The organism is Bosea vestrisii, assembly GCF_030144325.1.
Taxonomy (GTDB): Bacteria; Pseudomonadota; Alphaproteobacteria; order Rhizobiales; family Beijerinckiaceae; genus Allobosea; species Allobosea vestrisii_A.
In genome coordinates this window covers 3760880-3779629 of the sequence record NZ_CP126307.1, presented here as the reverse complement: position 1 = coordinate 3779629, position 18750 = coordinate 3760880, and the positions used below count along the sequence as shown (strand labels likewise).

Here is an 18750-nt window from a genome sequence, read left to right as displayed (position 1 = left end):
GATCGAGGCCAGCTATCCCGATCTCGCCGGCAAGGCGGCATTGGTCACCGGCGGCGCTGACGGCATCGGCCGCGCCATTGTCGAGGCGCTGGCGCGGCAGGGCGCCAAGGTCGCCTTCCTCGACATCGATGCTGAGCGCGGCGAGCAGCTCGCGTCCGAGCTTTCGGCCGCCGGCGGCTCTATCTCGTTCCATCATGTCGATCTACGCGACATCCCGGCCACGCAAGCGGCGATCGCGGCGGCGCGCGCGCTGCACGGCCCCTTCGCCATCGGCGTCAACAATGCCGGCCATGACGAGCGCCACGATTTCGATGCGGTGACGCCGGAGTACTGGGACGATCGCCTCGCCGTGAACCTCCGGCCGATGATGTTCGTAGCGCAGGCGCTGGCGCCGGACATGCGCGGCCTCGGCGGCGGCGCGCTCGTCAACCTGTCCTCGACCTCGTGGATGAAAGGCTCGCCGCACATGATCGCCTACACCACTGCGAAATCGGCGGTGATCGGCTTCACCCGCTCGCTGGCGCGGGCGCTCGGGCCGGATGGCATCAGGGTCAATTGCGTCACGCCCGGCTGGGTGATGACCGAGCGCCAGCGCACCAATTGGTGGACGCCAGAGAAGGGCGCGGCCAACCAGGCCGCACAGGCGCTGAAGGGCGATATCCTGCCGGAAGACATCGCGCAGATGGTGCTGTTCCTCTGCTCCGACGTCTCGCGCATGTGCGCCGGCCAGAATTTCATCGTCGATGCCGGCACGGTCTGGAGAGGATGGCTGCGCTCGACGACCTGCGCGCCGGGCTCGATCCGGCCGCCATCGTCACCGACCCGCAGGCGCTGGCACCGCATCTGACCGACTGGCGCGGCAAGCATCGCGGCGCGGCGCTCGCGCTGCTGCGTCCCCGCACAGTGGAAGAGGTCTCGACCATCCTGCGCTGGGCCACGGCGACCCGCACACCAGTGGTGCCTCAGGGCGGCAACACCGGGCTCTCGGGCGGGGCGACTCCGGATGGCTCGGGCAAGGCGGTCGTGCTCTCGCTGGTGCGCCTCAACCGGATCAGGGCGGTCGATGTCGAGGGCGACACGCTGACCGCCGAGGCCGGCTGCATCCTCGCCGATGTCCAGCAGGCCGCCGCGGCCAAGGACCGGCTCTTCCCGCTCAGCCTGGGCAGCGAGGGCTCCTGCCAGATCGGCGGCGTGGTCTCGACCAATGCGGGCGGCATCAACGTCATCCGCTACGGCACCACACGCGCTCTCGTGCTCGGTCTCGAATATGTCCGGGCCGACGGTGCCGTGATCGAGGGCCTGAAGCCGCTGCGCAAGGACAATGCCGGCTATGCGCTGAAGGAACTCGTGATCGGCTCGGAAGGCACGCTTGCAATCGTGACGGCAGCGACCTTCAGGCTTTTCCCAAGGCCACGGGTCAGCGCAACGGCGCTGTGCGGCCTCGACAGCCCATCGGCCGCGCTGAAGCTGCTGTCCGTGCTGAAGCAATCGGCGGGCGAGCGCATCTCCAGCTTCGAACTGATGTGCAACGCCGAGATGGGGCTCACCCTCGACCTCGTGCCCGGCACCTCCCTTCCTCTCGAACGGCGGCACAGCTGGTATGTCTTCATCGAGCTCGCCGATAGCGACCCGGCCGGGCGGGTTGCCGAGTTGCTGACCGAGACTCTCGCGGCGGCACTGGAGCAGGGCGTGTTGCAGGACGCGGCCATCGCGCAGAGCGAGGCGCAGGCCAAGGCGATCTGGCATCTGCGCTTCGCCGTCGCGGAGGCGAACCGCCGTGCTGGCCCGATCGTCTCGCATGACACCAGCGTTGCGGTCGCCGACGTGCCGGCCTTCATCGCAGCCGTCGAGGCAATGGCGGCCGAGCGCTTCCCGAAGGCCAGAACGCTCTTTGTCGGCCATGTCGGCGACGGCAACATCCATGTCATCCTGCTGTTTCCACGGGAGATGCCGGCGGAGCGGCGCGCGGATCTCGCCCCGGCCGTCAACGAGCAAGTCTTCGCGATCATCCGCGATTTCGATGGCAGCATCACAGCCGAGCACGGCATCGGCCGTAGCCTCACCACCGCACTGTTGCAGTCGGCCCAGCCGGAGGCGCTGGAGCTCATGAAGGCAGTCAAGCAGGCCTTCGATCCGCTCGGCATCCTCAATCCCGGCACGGTGCTCGCGCGAAGGTGAAGCGACCCTGTGACCGGGCGAAGCCCCCGGAATACTTGAACTGTTCCGGACAGAAAGCAGCGGGCGCGTTACTTTAGAATACGTGTAAACTATTGTATTTGCTAACCAATTCGCTCTGGTTTAACTGCTGGGGACGGTCGCCTTCGACGCCGTCCTTTCCGGGCCGGCACTCCGCGATCGCCCGAGGACGCTCCCATTGAGGCCGGCCTCGCCCTGAAAGCGCTCCCGCCAGTGAGGGGCGTCGCAAGACCGTGGACCAGAGTCGATGCAGCGTTTGATCGGTACAATCCTGTTCGCGGCGAGCCTCGCCGCCACCCCGATGACCAGCTCCATCGGCCTTGCCCAGACCGCGCCGACCGAAGCCACGCCCGCTCCCCAGCAGAGTCCTTCCGGCGCCCATGGCGGAGCTGTACCGGCGCCGAGCGCCGCCGCGCCGGGGGCTCCGGCCCCCATTGGCCAGATCGCCCCGGCCGTCCCGGCGCCGACTGCTCTCCCTGCGACCATCCCGGCCCCGACGCCCAATCCGATACCTACCCCCGTGACGGCCCAGGCAACCTTGCCGCACGATTTGTCGCCCTGGGGCATGTTCATGGCCGCAGACATCGTCGTGAAGGCGGTGATGCTTGGCCTCGCCTTCGCCTCGCTGGTGACCTGGACGATCTGGCTCGCCAAGGTGCTCGAGCTCGCCGCTGCCAAGACACGGGCGCAGCGGGCCGTGCGCCGGCTGGAGGAAGCCGCGAGCCTGGACGAAGCGGCGCAGGCGATCACCGGGCGCACGGGCCGGGCGCGCGGCACCGTGGCTGAACTGGTCGGGGCCACCCAGAGCGAGCGCGAGCGCTCCGGCGATCTCGGTGAGGACGGCATCAAGGAGCGTGCGGCGATCGCTCTGTCGCGGATAGAGGCGCGTGCGGGCCGTTCGATGGCACGCGGTACCGGCCTGCTCGCCACCATCGGCTCGACTGCCCCCTTTGTCGGACTGTTCGGCACGGTCTGGGGGATCATGAACTCGTTCATCGGCATCAGCCAGTCGAAGACGACCAACCTCGCCGTGGTCGCGCCGGGCATTGCCGAGGCGCTACTCGCAACCGCGATCGGCCTCGTCGCCGCGATTCCCGCGGTGATCATCTACAACGTCTTCGCCCGCGCCATCGCCGGCTACCGCGCCACACTCTCGGACGCTTCAGGCGAAGTGCTGCGCCATCTCTCGCGCGATCTCGAACGGGCACGCCGCCAGGCGGCGCAACAGGTCCGCGCCAACCTGCATGCTGTGCCTCAACCGGCAGCGATGCCGCGCGTTCCGGCGGAGTAAGCAATGGCCGTCTCGCTCAAGGAGCCGCAGGACGGCGATCTCGGCGAAGTCAGCGAGATCAATGTCACGCCGTTCATCGACGTGATCCTGGTGCTGCTGATCATCTTCATGGTCGCGGCGCCGCTCTCGACGGTCGACGTCGCAGTCGATCTGCCGGTCTCGAACGCGCAGACACAGCCGCGGCCCGACAAGCCGATCTTCCTGACCGTCAAGCAGGACCTCTCGCTCGCACTTGGCAACGACACCGTGCCGCGCGAGCAATTGCAGGCGGTGCTAGACCAGCAGACCAGCCATGACCGCGAGCAGCGCGTCTTCCTGCGCGCCGACGGGGCGGTGGCCTATCGCGAGCTGATGGAGGTGATGAACAAGCTGCGCCAGGCCGGCTATCTCAAGATCGCGCTGGTCGGGCTCGAGGATACCGGCCAGGGCGCCGCTCAGGGAGCGGGCAAGCCGTGATCACGCCTGCTCCCGATCGCCGCTGGCTCGCTGCCCTGCGCTGGGGTGCAGCGGCACTGACTGTCGCTTCCCTTCATGGCGGGCTCGCCTGGGTCGGCGTAAACTGGCGGCCGACGGAAGCCGCAGCCGGCGCGCCGCAACCGGCTGTGATGATCGAGCTCGCCGCACTCTCGGTCGCGCCCGAAGCGCCGCCGGAGGAGTTGCCGGTCGCGCAGGAGCGGGCCGAACCGGAGCCGCCGCCCGAGCCGGTCAAGCAGGAGCCTCCTCCGCCCGAGCCCGAGCCGGAAACGCTTCCCGAGCCGACACCGGTCGAGCAGCCGGAGATCAAGCTACCCGAGCTGCCGCAGATCCCGAAGCTCGACGCCGTGCTGCTGCCGCCTCCGCCCGAGTTGAAGCCGGTGGAGAAGAAGCCGGAATCGAAGCCGAAGATCGTCGAGAAGAAGGACAGGCCCAAGCCGAAGCCCAAGGTCGTCGAGCGCAAGCCTGTCGAGCAGCGGGCTAAGGAGGCGGTGGCGCCGAAGCCCTCCGAGCAGCGCGCCGCCGCCCCGAGCAGCGCGGCGCAGGGCACGGCCAGCCAGCCGACGGTCTCGACCGCCTCCTGGCGCGGCTCGCTGATCGCTCATCTCAACCGCTACAAGCGCTTCCCGTCCGGCGCGAGCCCGGGTACGGTCCAGGTCGCCTTCGCGATCGACCGCAGCGGCAATGTACTATCCTCGCGCGTTGTCGGCTCGTCCGGCGATTCCGCGCTGGACGCCGAGGCGGCGGCGATGATCCGCCGCGCCAGCCCGGTTCCGGCGCCGCCGGCAGGTGTCGGCGGAGGCGGGGCGATCTCGCTCTCGGTGCCGATCCGCTTCAGCAGGTAAGACAGCAGCTCAGGGCTGCCTGCCGGGATTCTGGAACGGGGTCGTCACCGTGTCGCCAACGGCGGCACCAGTATCGTGCAGGTTATTGCCGAGATGCTCGAACCTGTCGCCGAGATTGCGACGGGCCTGCGAGTCGATCACTGCAACCGGGGCTGACACGACGATGCCGGCAGCGGTGCCGACCGCTGCCGCGGCGCTGCCGGTGACCTCGATCAGCCGGTCGCCGAGACCGATGCGGGAATCGGTGATGGGCTGGCCGTCGACGAGTCGGGTGCCGATGAGTTTCACCACTTCCGGGCTCTCGGCGAACTTGCCATGGTTGAGCTGGTCGCCGGTGCGTAGCTTGGTAAGGTTGAGGACCGTGATCTTGTCCGCCTCGAACTCGCTCTTATAGGGCTCGACATCAGGGTCGACGGCGCCGAGGCGATCCTTGCCACCCCAGACCCGACGCGAGACCGCGAGCGCGCGGTCGTCCTGCGAGACGAAGAGGGTGAATTTCGGCCGTCGCCCCGTCATCTCCGCGATCTGGGTGCGGAAGACGTCAGCGTCGACGTCGGGCGAGGCGAGCATGACATTGGCGATCTTCGGCGGGATGCCGCGATTGCGCACAGCCATCTGGGTCAATGACTCCAACGCAACCCAGTTGCCCATCGAATGGGCGAGCAGCGAGACCTCGCCGACGGCCGGATCGCGCGCGAGGTTCTGCAGCAGGCTCTCGAGCGCGTTACGAGAATAGGTCGCACTCTCGCGATCATAGCCATAGGCGAAGAGCGAGCCGCGCGAGGGCCAGGTGAACAGCACCGGCACGACATCGGCATCGGAATCGTGGACGATCTGGGCGAAGCGGTAGACCGCATCCTCGAAGCGGTTGTTGAAGCCGTGGACGAACACCATGACGCGGCGCTTCGGCACGCGCGAGACACGCTCGTGCAGGCGCGCCAGCCCGGTCTTAGCGTCGAGCTTGTCGACCTTGAGGGTGACGAAATCGGTCTCGGGATTGCCCGGCAGCCGGCTCGGCCACTGCACTTCGCCGATCTTGCGGCGCGCATCGGGCGGCAGCGAGATCGTCATCTCGACATAGGACGGTTTGCCGCGCTCACCGGAGAACAGCACACCGGCATCGGGATCGGCGGCGCGCGTCGTCGCCACCAGCATGGTGACCTTGCTGGTGCCGGGCACTGTGCTGGTGACGGGCGTTAGAACGCCCTTCACATCGCCGGCGCAACCGGCGAGGAAAACCGCCGTGAAGACGGTTGCCGGAACCCGCCCGCCAAATCGGGCGGCTGGCGGCAGCAGGTTGCGGCTGATCGGCATCACTGACTACCCAAGGTCCCGCTTGCAGCCCGGACCATGCTCGGCCGCAACGACACCCGTCAAGGACACCGAAGCCACAGTGGCGGTCAGACCATGTACTGGCCGCCGTTGACCTCGATGGTCTGGCCGGTGATGTAGCCGCTCATCGCGGGGCTGGCGAGGAAGAGGAAGACGCCGATATTGTCCTGCGGCGTGCCGACGCGCTCCATCGGCACGGTCTTGCGCATCGCCTCGATCTGCTCAGCCGTCGAATAACGCTCGTGGAACGGCGTCATGATCACGCCCGGCGAGACGCCGTTGACGCGGATGCCGAAGGGCACAAACTCCTTGGCCATGCCGCGGGTCAGGTTCAGGACGAAAGCCTTCGAGCTGGCATAGAGGGAGGAGCCGGGGCCGCCGCCATTGCGCGCCGCAATCGAGCTGAGATTGATCACGCTCGCCTTGCTGCCGGATGTCTTCAGATAGGGCAGCGCCGCCGCTTGGACGCCATCACCACCGAGCGGACGTTGAGATCGACCACGGCGTCGAAGAATTCGTCCTCGACCTCGGCGATCGGCGTACGCTTCACCAGCGCGCCAGCATTGTTGACGAGGACGTCGAGCCCGCCGAGCTTGTCGGCAGCCTTGTTGACGAGATCGACCGCCTGCGCGCTGTCGGCGACATCGGCCTGCAGCACATGGGCCTCGCCACCCGCGGACCTGATCGCGGCAGCGACGGCGTTCGCCTCGGCCTCGCTCGACTTGTAGTGCACGACGACACGCATGCCGTGGGCGGCATAGGCTTTGGCGACCGCAGCGCCGATGCCGGTGCTGGAACCGGTGACAAGGGCGCGCAGCCCTTTGAGATCTTCAAGCATAATTCCTCCCGTCGGATCCGAGCCTAAATCGTTTCAGGAGCGATCTTGCGCGACCAAGCTCAGAACCGCCAGCACCGGTTCGGCAACCCCGCCATTCGCTGACACGGCCTCAAAGGAACTTGGTCATCGCCTTGAATTCGGCGAGCAGCCCGCGGGCCTCATCCGGGAGACTGCCGGCCGCCTCCTCCAGGCAATGGCCGATATGCTCCTGGATCAGGATCTTGCGGGCATTGGCGATGGCCCCTTCGACCGCCTGCAATTGCTGCGCGATCTCAAGGCAGGAGCGGACATTGGCGACCATCTCGATGGTCGAGCGAAGGTGCCCTTCGGCCCGCTTCAGCCGCGTGATGATCTCCGGGTGCCGGTGATGGTGGATCCTGGCGTGTTCTTCGTCCTGCATTCCCCGATCCCGCAGCTTGATCACATCCTCCCCAGGAGGTTATAGACCGACATAGCCGCTGCACAAGCGGACCCCGATCAGGCAGGCGCCGGCGCAAGACCGGGCGCATCCCGACGGTCGGGCGGGCGAGGATGAGACGGGCGCCCCCGACCAGCTCCGGCAAGGCCGGACGGCACGGCAGCGCCCGATCCGTTCCGGATCCGGAGCATTATTTTCGTGCCGACCTTCACCGAGTTGCTGGCGCAAGGCGCTGGCCATGCCTGGCTTTTCATTCCGAGTGCGATCCTACTGGGCGCCCTGCACGGGCTCGAGCCCGGCCATTCCAAGACGATGATGGCAGCCTTCATCGTCGCCATCCGCGGCTCTGTCCTGCAGGCCCTGCTGCTCGGCCTCGCCGCGACGCTCTCGCATACGCTCGTCGTCTGGGGCGTAGCGCTCGGCGGCCTCTATTTGGCGCGCGACCTCGACGCCGAGGCGACCGAACCCTGGTTCCAGCTCGCCTCCGGTGCGATCATCATCGCCATTGCGCTCTGGATGCTCTGGCGGACCTGGCGCGAGCAGCGCGCGTTGCGACCGGACAGGCATGGACACAGCCACGGTCATGGCCACAGCTACGGGCATTCCCATGCTCATGGCCACTCGCACGGGCGCAGCCAAGATCACTGCGAGACTGCCGACGATGAGCCGATGGACGCCCATCAGCGCGCCCATGCCGAGGACATCCGCCGACGGTTCGCCGACCGGCCGGTGACGACCTGGCAGATCGTGTTGTTCGGGCTGACCGGCGGGCTGATCCCCTGTCCGGCGGCGATCACCGTATTGCTGATCTGCATGCAATTGCGCGAGGTCGCGCTCGGCGCCGTGCTGGTGCTGTGCTTCTCGATCGGGCTGGCGATCACGCTGGTCTCGGTCGGCGTCGTCGCCTCGCTCAGCTTGCGCGCCGCCGAGAAGCGCTCCAGCTGGCTGTCGACGATCGCGGCGCGGGCGCCCTATTTTTCCGGCGTGCTGATCGTTATGGTCGGGCTCTACACGATCTGGCACGGCTGGAGCGGGCTGCAGGCGCAAGCTCGGCAGGCCGCGGCGATGCTGGTCAGCCTATCGCCTGGTTGACCAGCGCAAAACGATGCATCGGGCCGGGCGCGACCGGCGCAGCACCACGCTCCATCACGACGCTGGAGGCGACGAGCGGCAGGCCGCATTCGCTCAGCCAGGCGCCGAGGCCGGTGCGGGCCGGCACATCGATGCGGACGAAATCGCCGCGACGGGCGGCAAGCAGCGCCGCGATCAGATTGCAGGCGGCGGCATCATCGACGGCCGCAACCGGGCCGATCAGCCAGCCATGCCCGTGCCGGCGCAGGAAGCCGAAGCCGGCGGGCGCCCCGTCGCGTTCGATCAGGATCGCATGGCCTCTGGCAAGCAGCGCTTCGAGGACGGGCGCACGCGGCAGGCCCGTCGCCTCGCCGTCGAGTTGCGCCAATAGCGGCAAATCGGCCGCGGCGGCCGGACGCATACTCTCGTTCGCGGCGAGGACGGGCGCGCCAAGTTCCGGCCAACCGCCCTGGTGCTGGCGCACTTCGTCGATGGCGACAAAGCCGTATTTGGCATAGAGCGGCTCGCCTTGTGCCGTGGCGACGAGCCCAAGCGTCTGCCCCTCGGTCGCCGCGATCAGTTGCTCGGTCAGCAACTTGCCGATGCCCTGCCCCTGCCAATCCGGTGCGACGACGATCGTGCCGAGCGTGGCATGGGTCGCACCAAAGCCCCACCAGAGCCCGATGCCGACGACCTCCTCCTCGCTCGACGCGATGAAGCCCTGGCCGAGCGCGAGCGCAAACTCCCAATCCTCGCGCCGATGCGGCCAGTCGATCGCCGCCGAAAGGCTTTGGCAGGCATCGGCATCGGGCAGGCCGGCGGGACGAAGCGTCAGCTGGATCGACGTCATCAGCCGGCCCTCAGCGGCAGAATTCGGCGCAGCCGGACTGCCAGAACGGCGCCTGGCCATCGAGAGGCGGCACCGAGGGGCGCGGCTTCGCGTCCGGCAGGTCGGACGGTACCGGCACGACCAGTTCCCACCAGCGATGGGCGCATTGCGAGCGGAAGGCCATCTGATCGCTGATCGAGGTGTTCTCGCGAGCGAGGGCAGCATCGAGCGCGTCGCAAGCGCGTCGGAGCGCCGCGTCGTTCCGATCGCCGGGCTCATTCGCATAATCGTGGAAGGTGGCGGTGAAGGTCTCCATCTCGCGGGCGATATGCGGCCAGTCCTGGCGCCCGAGATTCCAGGCGGCCATCCATTCGCGCACCACCGTCTCGACGGCCTCGGCCTTCGGCTTTCCCGCGACCTTGCGCGCGGTGGTCAGCATATGGCGCATCAGTTCGGCGCGGGCGTGGAGCTGGCGGGCGGCGAGCGCAGCGGTCTGCATCGCCATGATCGCACGCTCGGCCTCGAGCTGCAGCTCCTCGACGAAATGGGCCATCCGAACCTCCGCTCAGGGCAACGTCGCGAGCCGGTCGAACAGGCGCTGGAACAGCGCCTCCGCCTCGACGCTCGCGACGACATGGGCATTGGCCTGCCGCTTGAGCCGGCCGTTCCAGTCGATGGTGGTGCGGCCCCGCAAGGCACCGTCGCCGGTCTCGACCTCGACAAAACAGTCGCGCCCCGAAAAGAGTTCCGGCCAGAGCAGAAAGGCGATCACGCAGGGATCGTGCATGGGATGGCCGGCGGTACCGAGCCCGCCGGGGCGCGGACGCGTCAGCATCCCATGCACCGCCTTGCCCGCCGCATTGCCGAAAGTGAGCAGGCGCGCGACCTGTTCGTGCGAGGCGATCGCCTGATGGGTGACGCCGAGGCCCAACATCACGATCGGGCGGCCACAGTCGAAGACGATCGCGGCAGCGTGCGGGTCGACATGAACGTTGAATTCGGCCGCCGGGGTGATGTTGCCGAGCGCCAGCGCCCCGCCCATCAGCACGATGCGCTTCACCTTGGGCAGCACGTCCGGCGCCAGCCGGAAGGCAAGCGCGAGATTGGTCAGCGGCCCGAGCGGGCAGAGTATGACGCTGTCGTCCGGCGCGGCGCGCAGTATCGCGATCAGCGCCTCGACGGCGTGGCCGGGATTGGCCGTGCCGCGCGGCGGCGGCAGATCGGCACCGGCGAGGCCATCGGGTCCGCAGACGAATTCGGCGGTCGAGAGCGGGAAGAGCAATGGCCGATCGGCCCCGGCATGGACGGGAACGTCCTCGCGGCCGGCGAGCTCCCGAATGCGAAGCGCATTGGCGGTGGTCAGCGCCAGCGGGACATTGCCGGCGACGGTGGTGATCGCCTTGAGATCGAGCTCCGGGCTGGCGAAGGCGAGCAGCAGGGCGACGGCGTCGTCCTGGCCCGGATCGGTATCGATGACGATGATCTCGCTGATCATCTCACGCCGCCCTGGCATTGCCGGCCATGATCATGTGGCTGAGATCGTCGGCGGTGAGATCGCCGAGCGGCCGGTCGACGTATTTGCGGCCAGCGCCCATGATCACCACGCGGTCCGCGAGCGCGACCACGTCGCGCATATTGTGGCTGATCAGCAGCACCGTCCTGCCGTCGGCCTTGAGTTTGCGGATCAGGTCGAGGACGAGCGCGGTCTCCTTGACGCCGAGCGCGGCCGTCGGCTCGTCCATGATGATGATCTCGGCCTTCCAGCGCAGCGCGCGGGAAATCGCGACCGCCTGGCGCTGGCCGCCGGAGAGCCGCTCGACCGGCCGGTCCATGTCCTCGACGGTGACCGAGAGCTGCTTGAGGAAGCCGCGCGCCTCCTGCGCCATCCTCTTCTTGTCGAGCACGCGCAGGAACGGCAGCAGCATGGGCCTGGTCAGCTCGGAGCCCATGAAGACGTTCTGCGCGATCGACAGCCGCGGCGCCAGCGCCAGATCCTGGTAGATCGTCGCGACGCCATGGCTCAGCGCATCATGCGGCGAGGCGAAGACGACCTCCTTGCCGCGCATCTGGAGCGTGCCCGAGGTCGCCTCCTCGGCGCCGGAGACGACCTTGATCAGGCTCGACTTGCCGGCGCCGTTGTCGCCGCAGATGGCAACGACCTCGCCGGCAAAGATATCGAGATCGACCTCGCGCACCGCCACGACCGGGCCGTAGCTCTTGCCGATGCCGCGAAGCGAGAGGATGGGGGTGGCGGTCAGCGAGTTCACTTCAGGAACTGCTGGACGTTGTTCTTGTCGACCAGCACGGCGTCGGTGAAGAGATAGGGGCCGGAGGTGATCGTCTCCTTCGGCTTCTTGTCGACGACGATCGTCTGGATCGCGTCGACCGCCTGCTTGCCCATCTCCTCGAACGGGATCGAGACGGTGGCGGTGAAGGTCGAGGCTGGGTCGGCGATGCGGGCATAGGTCTCCTTGCCGCCATCGACCGAGACCAGCGGAATCTGGCCCTTCTTCACCCCTTGAGCCTGCAGGAGGTCGTCGATGATGTAGGCCTGGCCGTCGAACGAGGCCCAGATGCCGTTGATCTTGCCCTGGTTCTGCAGCAGCAGCGCCTGCATGCCGGCGCGGACATCGTCGCGCCAGCTCTGGGTGCGCGCCATCGAGAACTTGCCGAGCTCCTTCACCGCCTGGTTCTCCGAGAGCACGGCATCGAGCAGCTTGCCGCGGATGCGCGAGGCGACATTGAGGTCGAAGCGGGCGGTGACGATGTTGCCCTGATAACCGAGCTGGCCGAGCAGATAGAGCGCGGCCTCGGCGCCGACCTTGTACTCGTTGGTCTGGATATCGAAGAGTGCATGCGGGCTCGAGCCCGACTGCACGGTGATGACCGGGATCTTGGCGTCCTTGGCCGCCTTGAACTGGGCGTCGGCCTCGACCGGCTTGCCCATGGCGATGATGATCGCGTCGACCTTCTTGGCGATCAGCGCATCGAACTGCTCGGCATGCTTGGGCAGCGCGCCTTCCGAGTTCAGCAGCGTGACGTTCCAGCCCTTGGCCTTGGCGGCGGCCGTGGCGGCATTGGCGACGCGGGCATGCGTCTCCGACGAGAACTGGAAGCCGATGACACCGAGCTCGAAGGCCTGAGCCCCCTGCCCGAGACCGATGACGGCAGCGGCCGCCAGCACAACTCTCTTCAAACCGACCATGACAACCTCTCCCCTCGTTATCGTTGTGAGCTTTCAGACCTTGAACGCCGCCTTCTTCATCACGCTGGCCGAGAAGGCGACCGAGCCGATGATGATGGCACCGAGAACGATGTCCTGAACGTAGTAGGGCGCGCCCAGCAGCACCAAACCGTTGCCGAGCACCTTCAGCACCAGCGCCGCGAAGACGGTGCCGGGCACGTTCGGCTTGCCCGGCTCGAACATGGTCATGCCGAGCAGCACGGCGGCGATGGCGTAAAGCAGATAGTCACCAGCCATGTTCGGCGCAGCCGAGGACAGGTTGGCGGCGAGCAGCACGGCGGTGATCGCCGCAAGGATGCCGGAGAGGAGCAGGCCGATGCGCTTCATCTTCCCCGTCGCGATGCCGGAGAGCCGCGCAGCCTCGTCCGCCTCGCCGGTGGCGACCATATGGGCGCCGATGCGGGTCCATTTGACCAGGCCCCAGGCAAAGAGGGTGACGCCGGTCAACCAGAGCACGAGATTGGGGATGCCGAAGGTGTAGCCGCGCGCCAGCCCAGTGAAGCTTACCGGCCAGCGCCCGACGAAGGCGACGCCCTGCGTGATCATGAAGGCGAAGCCCTTGGCTATCGCGGCCGTGCCGAGTGTCATGATCAGCGAGGGGATGCGCAGCACGGTGACGCCGTAGCCGTTGAGCCCGCCGAGCAGCGCCCCGACCGAGAGGGCAGCCAGGACCGCGACCAGCGGCGGATACTGAAGCTGCACCAGCCAGCCGCAGACGACGGCGGCGAGGCTCGCCATCTCGGCGATCGAGAGATCGAGCTCGGCGACGGTGAAGGCAAGCGCGAAGCCGAGCGCCAGGATGGCGAGGAAGCTCGTATCCTTCAGCACGTTGACGACGTTCATCGTCGTCGCGAAGTTCGGCGCGAAGGCGACGAAGAAGATGATCAAGGCGAGGCCGGCGAGCGCAGTGCCGTAGCGGCCGATGATCTCGCGCATCGTCAGGCGTTCCCTGTCGCGATCGCCGAGATCGGCGAGAGGATCTCGATGCCGCCGGTGACCGGGATCAGCGCGCCGGTGACGAAGGCCGCGGCCGGCGAGAGCAGGAAGGTGATCACGCCGGCGACGTCTTCCGGCCTGCCGAGTCGTCCGAGCGGGGTGCGCTGCGAGGCGCCCTCGACCAGCGCATTGAACTGTTTGGCAAAGCCGCCGCGCACCATCGGCGTATCGATGATCCCCGGCGCAACCGCGTTGACGCGGATGCCATGGCGGCCGAGCTGCTGGGCCATGCCGTAGGTCAGCGTCGCGACGCCGCCCTTGGCCGAGCCATAGGCAAGGTTGGCGCCGCCATTGCTATGGGCGATCGAGGAGATGTGGACGATGGCGCCGCCCTCACCCTGCGCTATCATCTCCTTGGCGGCGGCTTTGGAAACGCGGAACACTGCCGACAAGTTGATGTCGACGAGCCTGTCCCATTCCTCGTCCTCCATCTCGACCAGCGGCACCGGCCGCGAGGCGCCGGCGCCGGTGACGAGATTGTCGAGCCGGCCGAAGCGCTCGACCGCGAGCTCGACCAAGCTCCCGGCGAGATTGCGGTCGCGGACATCGCCGGTCATGGCCGCGACTTCGGCGCCATCAGCCTGCAAGCGGTCCGCAAGTTCGACCAGCGGGCCTCCCTCCAGTCCGGAGAGGACGAGCCTGTGCGCCGGTGCCAGCGTCATCGCCAGCGCGCTGCCGATGCCGCCAGAAGCGCCGGTGATCAGGGTGACGGGCTTCGGCATCAGCCGGCCCTGCCGACGACCGGGGAGAGACGAAACGCTACAGCGCGGCAGGAACGCGGCATGGACCTCTCTCTGGAGATTGGTTCCATCTGGGTAAGGCGCAAGCGCCTCAGCCGCAACGTCAATCGGCGTGCAGGCTCACCACCGGTGACGCATGGCGCGCGAGATCGGCCAGCGCCCCGCCTTCCTGCGCGGCTGCGACGAGATCGCGCGAGATCGGCGCCAGCGCATCCTCGGCCCGACGGAACAGGGCAAAGAGCGCGTCATAGGCCGGCTTGCGGGCCGGATCGGGCTCGAACCGATGCGCGACAGTGACGAGCCTCTGCTGCGCTTCGGCGAGAGAGGCGAAATGGCCGAGCCCCGCGAAAGCGATGATCGCCGCGCCGAGCAGGCCGGGCTCCCGGGAGGCCGCGACCACAATCGGCCGGCCGCAGAGATCAGCCTTGATCTGGCTCCAGACCGGATTGGCGGCTGCGCCGCCACCGAAGCGGATTTCGCTCGCTTCCCGGCCGAGCGCGGCTTCGGCCCGCTCCAGCACGACACGATTGAGGCAGGCGACGCCCTCCAGCACCGCAAACGCAAGGTCGGTCGGCCCATGCCGGCGGTTCAGTCCCACGAGCGCTCCACGCAAGGACGGATCCCAATAAGGCACGCGCTCGCCCTGGAGATAAGGCAGGAAGAGCAACGGCTGCGGCTGGCGCGGGCCGGCCAGCAGCGCCTCGATCTCCTGCCCGACCGCCGCACCATCGCGTCCGAGCAGTGCCAGCAGCCAGGATACGGTGTCGGCACCGGTCTGGCTGGGTCCGCCGAGCTGGAACAGACCGCGCCAATCGACGGTGAGCAGCCCCTCCGCCCGGGCCGGCTCGCGGCCGACGACGCCGAGCACCTCGGTGGTGCCGGAGATGTTGTAGGCATAGCCCTCGCGCATGGCGCCAAGGCCGACCACCGCTGCCCAGGTGTCGTTGGAGGCACAGAAGACCGGCTTGCCGGCAAGGCGGTCGAGCGGCGCGGGCAGACCGAGCTGGACCCCGCCGACCTGCTCCCAAGGCTCCAATATGGGGGCAGGATCGACGCCGGGATGCCGGCCCCCTCCAGCAGATCGCTGCCGTTCACCAACTCGGCCGCAGCCAGCAGCCGCGCCATCGAGACCGGATCGCTGGCCTGCCGGCCTGTCAGGCGGAAATTCAGATAATCTTTCGGCTCGAGCAGGCAGGCGAGCTCGGCGAAGGCCTCGGGCTCGCTTTCGCACAGCCAGGCCAGGCGGGCGAGCGGGTGGAAGGCGTTGACTGCCGCGCTTTCCGGATGGGCGGGGTCGAGCCGCTCGCGCAAGCCAGCCGCGAGCGCGTCGGCGCGGGTGTCCTTCCAGGTCATGGCCGGGCGCAAGAGACGGCCATCGCGATCGAGAAAGATCTGCGTGCGGGTGACGCCGCAGATCGCGACGGCCTCGACCGCATCGAACAGCGCCGGCGCTTCCCTCGCCAGCCCGGCGCAGGCCTCGACAAGAAGGGCCCACCAGGCCTCGGCCTCGACTTGCGAAGCGCCCGAGCGGTCGTCATGGCTCGCCGGCCCGGCGATGGTGTGCTGGGCGCAGGTAGCGCCGGTGTCATCGACGAGGGCGGCGCGGAAGGAGGTGCCGCCGAGATCGCAGGCGAGAACGATGCTCATGCCCTCGCCCTGCGTCAGGAACGGGCGCCGGTCAAGCGGCGCGGTCCTTCATGCCGCCATCGGTCAGGCGGTACCAGGCGATGATCGCCGAGACATAGAGCTCGTTCAGCGCGTGCAGCGGCAGCGGCGTGATCGGCACGACCGGGAAGGGCAGGCGTGTCCTGTCACCACTGTGCAGGTATTCGGCCATCGCCTTGCCCATCGCCGTCTGCAGGCCGATGCCGCGGCCCATGCAGCCGATGTCGACGAGCAGGCCGGGCTCAGGCTCGTGCAGATGCGGCAGGAAATCGCGGGTCAGCGCGACGCGGCCGCACCAGCGATAGTCGAAACGCAAGCCCTTGGCCTGCGGGTACATCTTGCCGACGACACGTTCGAGATGGGCCCAGTCGGCGGCATCGCGCGGCTCGCGGAAAGGACCGCGCCCGCCCATCAGCAGCCGGTTTTCGTGATCCTTGCGGAAATAGAGCAGGAGCTGGCGGGTGTCCGAAGTCACCTGCCCCTCGGGCAGGATCGTGCCGGCGAGATTATCGGAGAGCGGCTCGGTTGCGACGATGAAGGAATTCGGCCGGATCACCGTCTGGCGCAATTTCGGAATGAGGTCGCCGGTATAGCCATTGGTCGCGATTACCACGCGCGTGGCGGTGACGCTGGCGCCCTGTGCAGTGCGCACGACCCAGTTGCCGCCATCGCGACGCAGGCCGGTGACCGGGCTCTGGCCGTGGATCGCGGCGCCCGCCTTCTGCGCCACCCGGGCGAGGCCGCGGGCATAGGCGAGTGGCTGGACACCACCGCCGCGCGGATCGAGCCAGCCGCCGAGATAGCGGTCAGTGCCGATCAGACGACCGACTGCATCGGCGTCGAGGAAACGGGCCGCGACGCCGCGCATGCTCCATTCGTCAGCACGGCGCTTCACGGTCTCGACCATGGCCGGCGTATGGGCGCCCTGGATCCAGCCGGCGCGGCGATGCGGCACGTCCATGCCGTGCTTCTCGATCAGCCCGAAGACGAGATCGGCGGTCGAGCCGACGAAGGAGACCAAGGCTGCACCAGCCTCGGCCCCGAATTTGGAGACGATCTCGCTGGGGTCGTATTTGATGCCGGGGATGACCTGTCCGCCATTGCGGCCCGACGCGCCCCAGCCCGGCTCGCGCGCCTCCAGCACGACGACCGAGACGCCGCTTTCTGCGAGATGCAGCGCCGTCGAGAGCCCCGCATAGCCGGCACCGACGATGCAGACATCGGCCCGGACATCGCCAGCGAGCGGCGGCGTCTCGGCTGCAGCTGGCGCAGTCGCATGCCAGAGCGAGGGCTGCAGCGGGAAGGGTTCGGCCATAGCGACTTCCTCAGATCGGCTTGAGCACGCGGCGCAGGAAATCCTGGGTGCGCGGGTTGCGCGGCGCGCTCAGCACCTCGCGTGCCGCGCCCTCCTCGACGATGACGCCGCCATCGAGGAAGAGCACGCGGTCGGCGACCTCGCGGGCAAAGCCCATCTCATGGGTGACGACCAGCATGGTCATGCCGTCCTCGGCGAGGCTCTTCATCACGCCGAGCACCTCGCCGACGAGCTCGGGATCGAGCGCCGAGGTCGGCTCGTCGAACAGGATCGCCTTGGGCTGCATGGCGAGCGCGCGGGCGATGGCGACACGCTGCATCTGGCCGCCCGAAAGCTGGGCCGGATAGGCGCCGAACTTGTCGGCGAGGCCGACGCGGGCGAGCAGGTCGCGGCCGCGCTCCAGTGCCTGCGCCGGCGGCTCCTTCTTCACATGGATCGGCCCCTCAACGACGTTCTCGAGCGCCGTCCGGTGCGGAAACAGGTTGAAGCGCTGGAACACCATCGCCATCGCCGTGCGAATGCCGACGATCGAGCGATCGGCACGGTCGACCCTCGCCCCGTCGATCAGGATCGAGCCGCCATCATAGGCTTCGAGCCCGTTGATGCAGCGCAGGATGGTCGACTTGCCGGAGCCGGAGGGGCCGATCAGGCAGACGACCTCGCCGCGCTGGACACTTCCGGTGATGCCCTTCAGCACCTGATGGGCGCCGAAGCTCTTGGTGACTCCGGAGAGCTCGATCATCGCTTGGCTCCCTTGCCGAAGCGGCGTTCGAGCCAGCCGACGAAGGCGATGAGCGGCAGGCTCATCGAGAGATAGAGCAGCGCCACCAGCGTGTAGACCGTCATGTTCTTGAAGGTCGACGAGGCGAGCAACGAACCCTGCAAGGTCAATTCGGCCACGGTGATGGTCGAGGCCTGCGAAGAATCCTTCAGCATCATGATCATGATGTTGCCGTAGGGCGGCAGCACGATCTTGACCGCCTGGGGCAGGATCACCCGGCGCATCATCATGCCCCAGCCCATGCCGATAGACTGGGCCGCCTCGATCTGGCCATGGTCGACCGCCTCGATGCCGGCGCGGAAATTCTCGGACTGATAGGCCGAATAGGCAATGCCGAGGCCGATGATCGAGGCCTGCAACGCCGAGAGCGCCACCCCGAATTCGGGAAAGACGAAGTAGATGTAGAAGAGCTGCACCAGGATCGGGATGCCGCGCAGTGTATTGACGACCGCCTTTGCGAGGAAGACGAGCCAGCTGATGCCCGAGACGCGCATCAGCGCCCAGACCAGGCCGAGCGCAGTCGACAACGCCAGCGAGCCGAGCGTCACCAGGATCGTGAATTTCAGCCCCTGAAGCAGCAGGGGCAGGAACTGGGCGGCATCACGCAAAAAGCTTGCATCGGAGCTCGGCGTCACGGGAAGGTCGCGGCGATGGATCGGCCTTGGCCCATCAGCCGGATCACGCTGGACCCGGCCGGGGCATAGGCCTACAGCTC

General features: G+C 67.8%; 19 protein-coding genes and 2 pseudogenes. 6 read left to right on the top strand and 15 right to left on the bottom strand.

Annotated elements, in window-relative coordinates; genetic code table 11:
• The first annotated feature begins 1 nt into the window (after position 1).
• The 5 genes from QO058_RS18685 to QO058_RS18665 all read left to right on the top strand — a co-directional run bounded on the left by QO058_RS18685 (position 2) and on the right by QO058_RS18665 (position 4806).
• Positions 2 to 847 (top strand): SDR family NAD(P)-dependent oxidoreductase, encoded by an 846-nt coding sequence (locus QO058_RS18685; protein ID WP_284172945.1) that lies wholly within the window; start codon positions 2 to 4, stop codon positions 845 to 847.
• Complete coding sequence (locus QO058_RS18680; protein WP_284167771.1) at positions 766 to 2178, top strand: FAD-binding oxidoreductase; 1413 nt, start codon at positions 766 to 768, stop codon at positions 2176 to 2178. The genes QO058_RS18685 and QO058_RS18680 overlap by 82 nt, the downstream gene beginning before the upstream one ends.
• A 265-nt stretch (positions 2179 to 2443) precedes the next feature.
• Positions 2444 to 3487: a tonB-system energizer ExbB gene (exbB, locus tag QO058_RS18675; RefSeq protein ID WP_284167769.1), complete on the top strand. Its 1044-nt coding sequence runs from the start codon at positions 2444 to 2446 to the stop codon at positions 3485 to 3487.
• Between the two features lie 3 nt (positions 3488 to 3490).
• Complete coding sequence (gene exbD / locus QO058_RS18670; protein WP_284167768.1) at positions 3491 to 3943, top strand: TonB system transport protein ExbD; 453 nt, start codon at positions 3491 to 3493, stop codon at positions 3941 to 3943.
• The gene (locus QO058_RS18665) at positions 3940 to 4806 is read left to right on the top strand and encodes a TonB family protein (protein ID WP_284167766.1); all 867 of its coding nucleotides are present in this window, start codon (positions 3940 to 3942) and stop codon (positions 4804 to 4806) included. The genes exbD and QO058_RS18665 overlap by 4 nt, the downstream gene beginning before the upstream one ends.
• Before the next feature lie 9 nt (positions 4807 to 4815).
• Here QO058_RS18665 and QO058_RS18660 read toward each other — a convergent pair whose 3' ends face one another.
• The 3 genes and pseudogenes from QO058_RS18660 to QO058_RS18650 all read right to left on the bottom strand — a co-directional run bounded on the left by QO058_RS18660 (position 4816) and on the right by QO058_RS18650 (position 7376).
• Positions 4816 to 6120, bottom strand: a complete 1305-nt coding sequence (locus QO058_RS18660; protein WP_284167765.1) for an alpha/beta hydrolase — start codon at positions 6118 to 6120, stop codon at positions 4816 to 4818.
• Positions 6121 to 6206: 86 nt separating this feature from the next.
• Positions 6207 to 6976, bottom strand: a pseudogene (locus QO058_RS31460) (SDR family NAD(P)-dependent oxidoreductase).
• Positions 6977 to 7085: 109 nt separating this feature from the next.
• A complete protein-coding gene (locus QO058_RS18650) occupies positions 7086 to 7376 on the bottom strand; it encodes a metal-sensing transcriptional repressor (RefSeq protein WP_152015884.1) in 291 nt (96 codons plus the stop codon).
• 216 nt (positions 7377 to 7592) lie between these two features.
• Here QO058_RS18650 and QO058_RS18645 point away from each other — a divergent pair, with 216 nt between their 5' ends.
• The gene (locus QO058_RS18645) at positions 7593 to 8486 is read left to right on the top strand and encodes a nickel/cobalt efflux transporter (RefSeq protein WP_284167764.1); all 894 of its coding nucleotides are present in this window, start codon (positions 7593 to 7595) and stop codon (positions 8484 to 8486) included.
• On the opposite strand, the gene QO058_RS18640 is transcribed toward QO058_RS18645, so the two are convergent.
• The 12 genes and pseudogenes from QO058_RS18640 to QO058_RS18585 all read right to left on the bottom strand — a co-directional run bounded on the left by QO058_RS18640 (position 8467) and on the right by QO058_RS18585 (position 18643).
• Complete coding sequence (locus tag QO058_RS18640) at positions 8467 to 9315, bottom strand: GNAT family N-acetyltransferase (protein ID WP_284167763.1); 849 nt, start codon at positions 9313 to 9315, stop codon at positions 8467 to 8469. The genes QO058_RS18645 and QO058_RS18640 overlap by 20 nt on opposite strands.
• 10 nt (positions 9316 to 9325) lie before the next feature.
• Positions 9326 to 9847 (bottom strand): hypothetical protein, encoded by a 522-nt coding sequence (locus tag QO058_RS18635; RefSeq protein WP_284167762.1) that lies wholly within the window; start codon positions 9845 to 9847, stop codon positions 9326 to 9328.
• 12 nt (positions 9848 to 9859) lie between these two features.
• The gene (locus QO058_RS18630; protein ID WP_284167761.1) at positions 9860 to 10789 is read right to left on the bottom strand and encodes a nucleoside hydrolase; all 930 of its coding nucleotides are present in this window, start codon (positions 10787 to 10789) and stop codon (positions 9860 to 9862) included.
• Between the two features lies 1 nt (position 10790).
• On the bottom strand, positions 10791 to 11561 hold the full coding sequence (locus tag QO058_RS18625; RefSeq protein ID WP_284167760.1) for an ATP-binding cassette domain-containing protein: 771 nt from the start codon (positions 11559 to 11561) through the stop codon (positions 10791 to 10793).
• Positions 11558 to 12499, bottom strand: a complete 942-nt coding sequence (locus QO058_RS18620) for a sugar ABC transporter substrate-binding protein (RefSeq protein WP_284167759.1) — start codon at positions 12497 to 12499, stop codon at positions 11558 to 11560. Before QO058_RS18620 ends, QO058_RS18625 begins: the two co-directional genes overlap by 4 nt.
• 33 nt (positions 12500 to 12532) lie before the next feature.
• Positions 12533 to 13474: an ABC transporter permease gene (locus QO058_RS18615; RefSeq protein WP_284167758.1), complete on the bottom strand. Its 942-nt coding sequence runs from the start codon at positions 13472 to 13474 to the stop codon at positions 12533 to 12535.
• A 2-nt stretch (positions 13475 to 13476) separates the two neighbouring features.
• Positions 13477 to 14256 (bottom strand): SDR family NAD(P)-dependent oxidoreductase, encoded by a 780-nt coding sequence (locus QO058_RS18610; RefSeq protein ID WP_284167757.1) that lies wholly within the window; start codon positions 14254 to 14256, stop codon positions 13477 to 13479.
• Positions 14257 to 14377: 121 nt separating this feature from the next.
• On the bottom strand, positions 14378 to 15310 hold the full coding sequence (locus QO058_RS18605; protein WP_284167756.1) for a xylulokinase: 933 nt from the start codon (positions 15308 to 15310) through the stop codon (positions 14378 to 14380).
• Positions 15311 to 15372: 62 nt separating this feature from the next.
• A pseudogene (locus tag QO058_RS31455) lies at positions 15373 to 15921 on the bottom strand (FGGY family carbohydrate kinase); the annotation flags it as partial.
• A 31-nt stretch (positions 15922 to 15952) separates the two neighbouring features.
• Positions 15953 to 17254 (bottom strand): NAD(P)/FAD-dependent oxidoreductase, encoded by a 1302-nt coding sequence (locus QO058_RS18595; protein ID WP_284167754.1) that lies wholly within the window; start codon positions 17252 to 17254, stop codon positions 15953 to 15955.
• 10 nt (positions 17255 to 17264) lie between these two features.
• Positions 17265 to 17996 carry an amino acid ABC transporter ATP-binding protein gene (locus QO058_RS18590; protein ID WP_284167753.1) on the bottom strand — a complete coding sequence of 244 codons (732 nt, stop codon included), beginning with the start codon at positions 17994 to 17996 and terminating at the stop codon, positions 17265 to 17267.
• Positions 17993 to 18643, bottom strand: a complete 651-nt coding sequence (locus tag QO058_RS18585; RefSeq protein WP_284167752.1) for an amino acid ABC transporter permease — start codon at positions 18641 to 18643, stop codon at positions 17993 to 17995. Before QO058_RS18585 ends, QO058_RS18590 begins: the two co-directional genes overlap by 4 nt.
• Positions 18644 to 18750 lie beyond the last annotated feature (107 nt).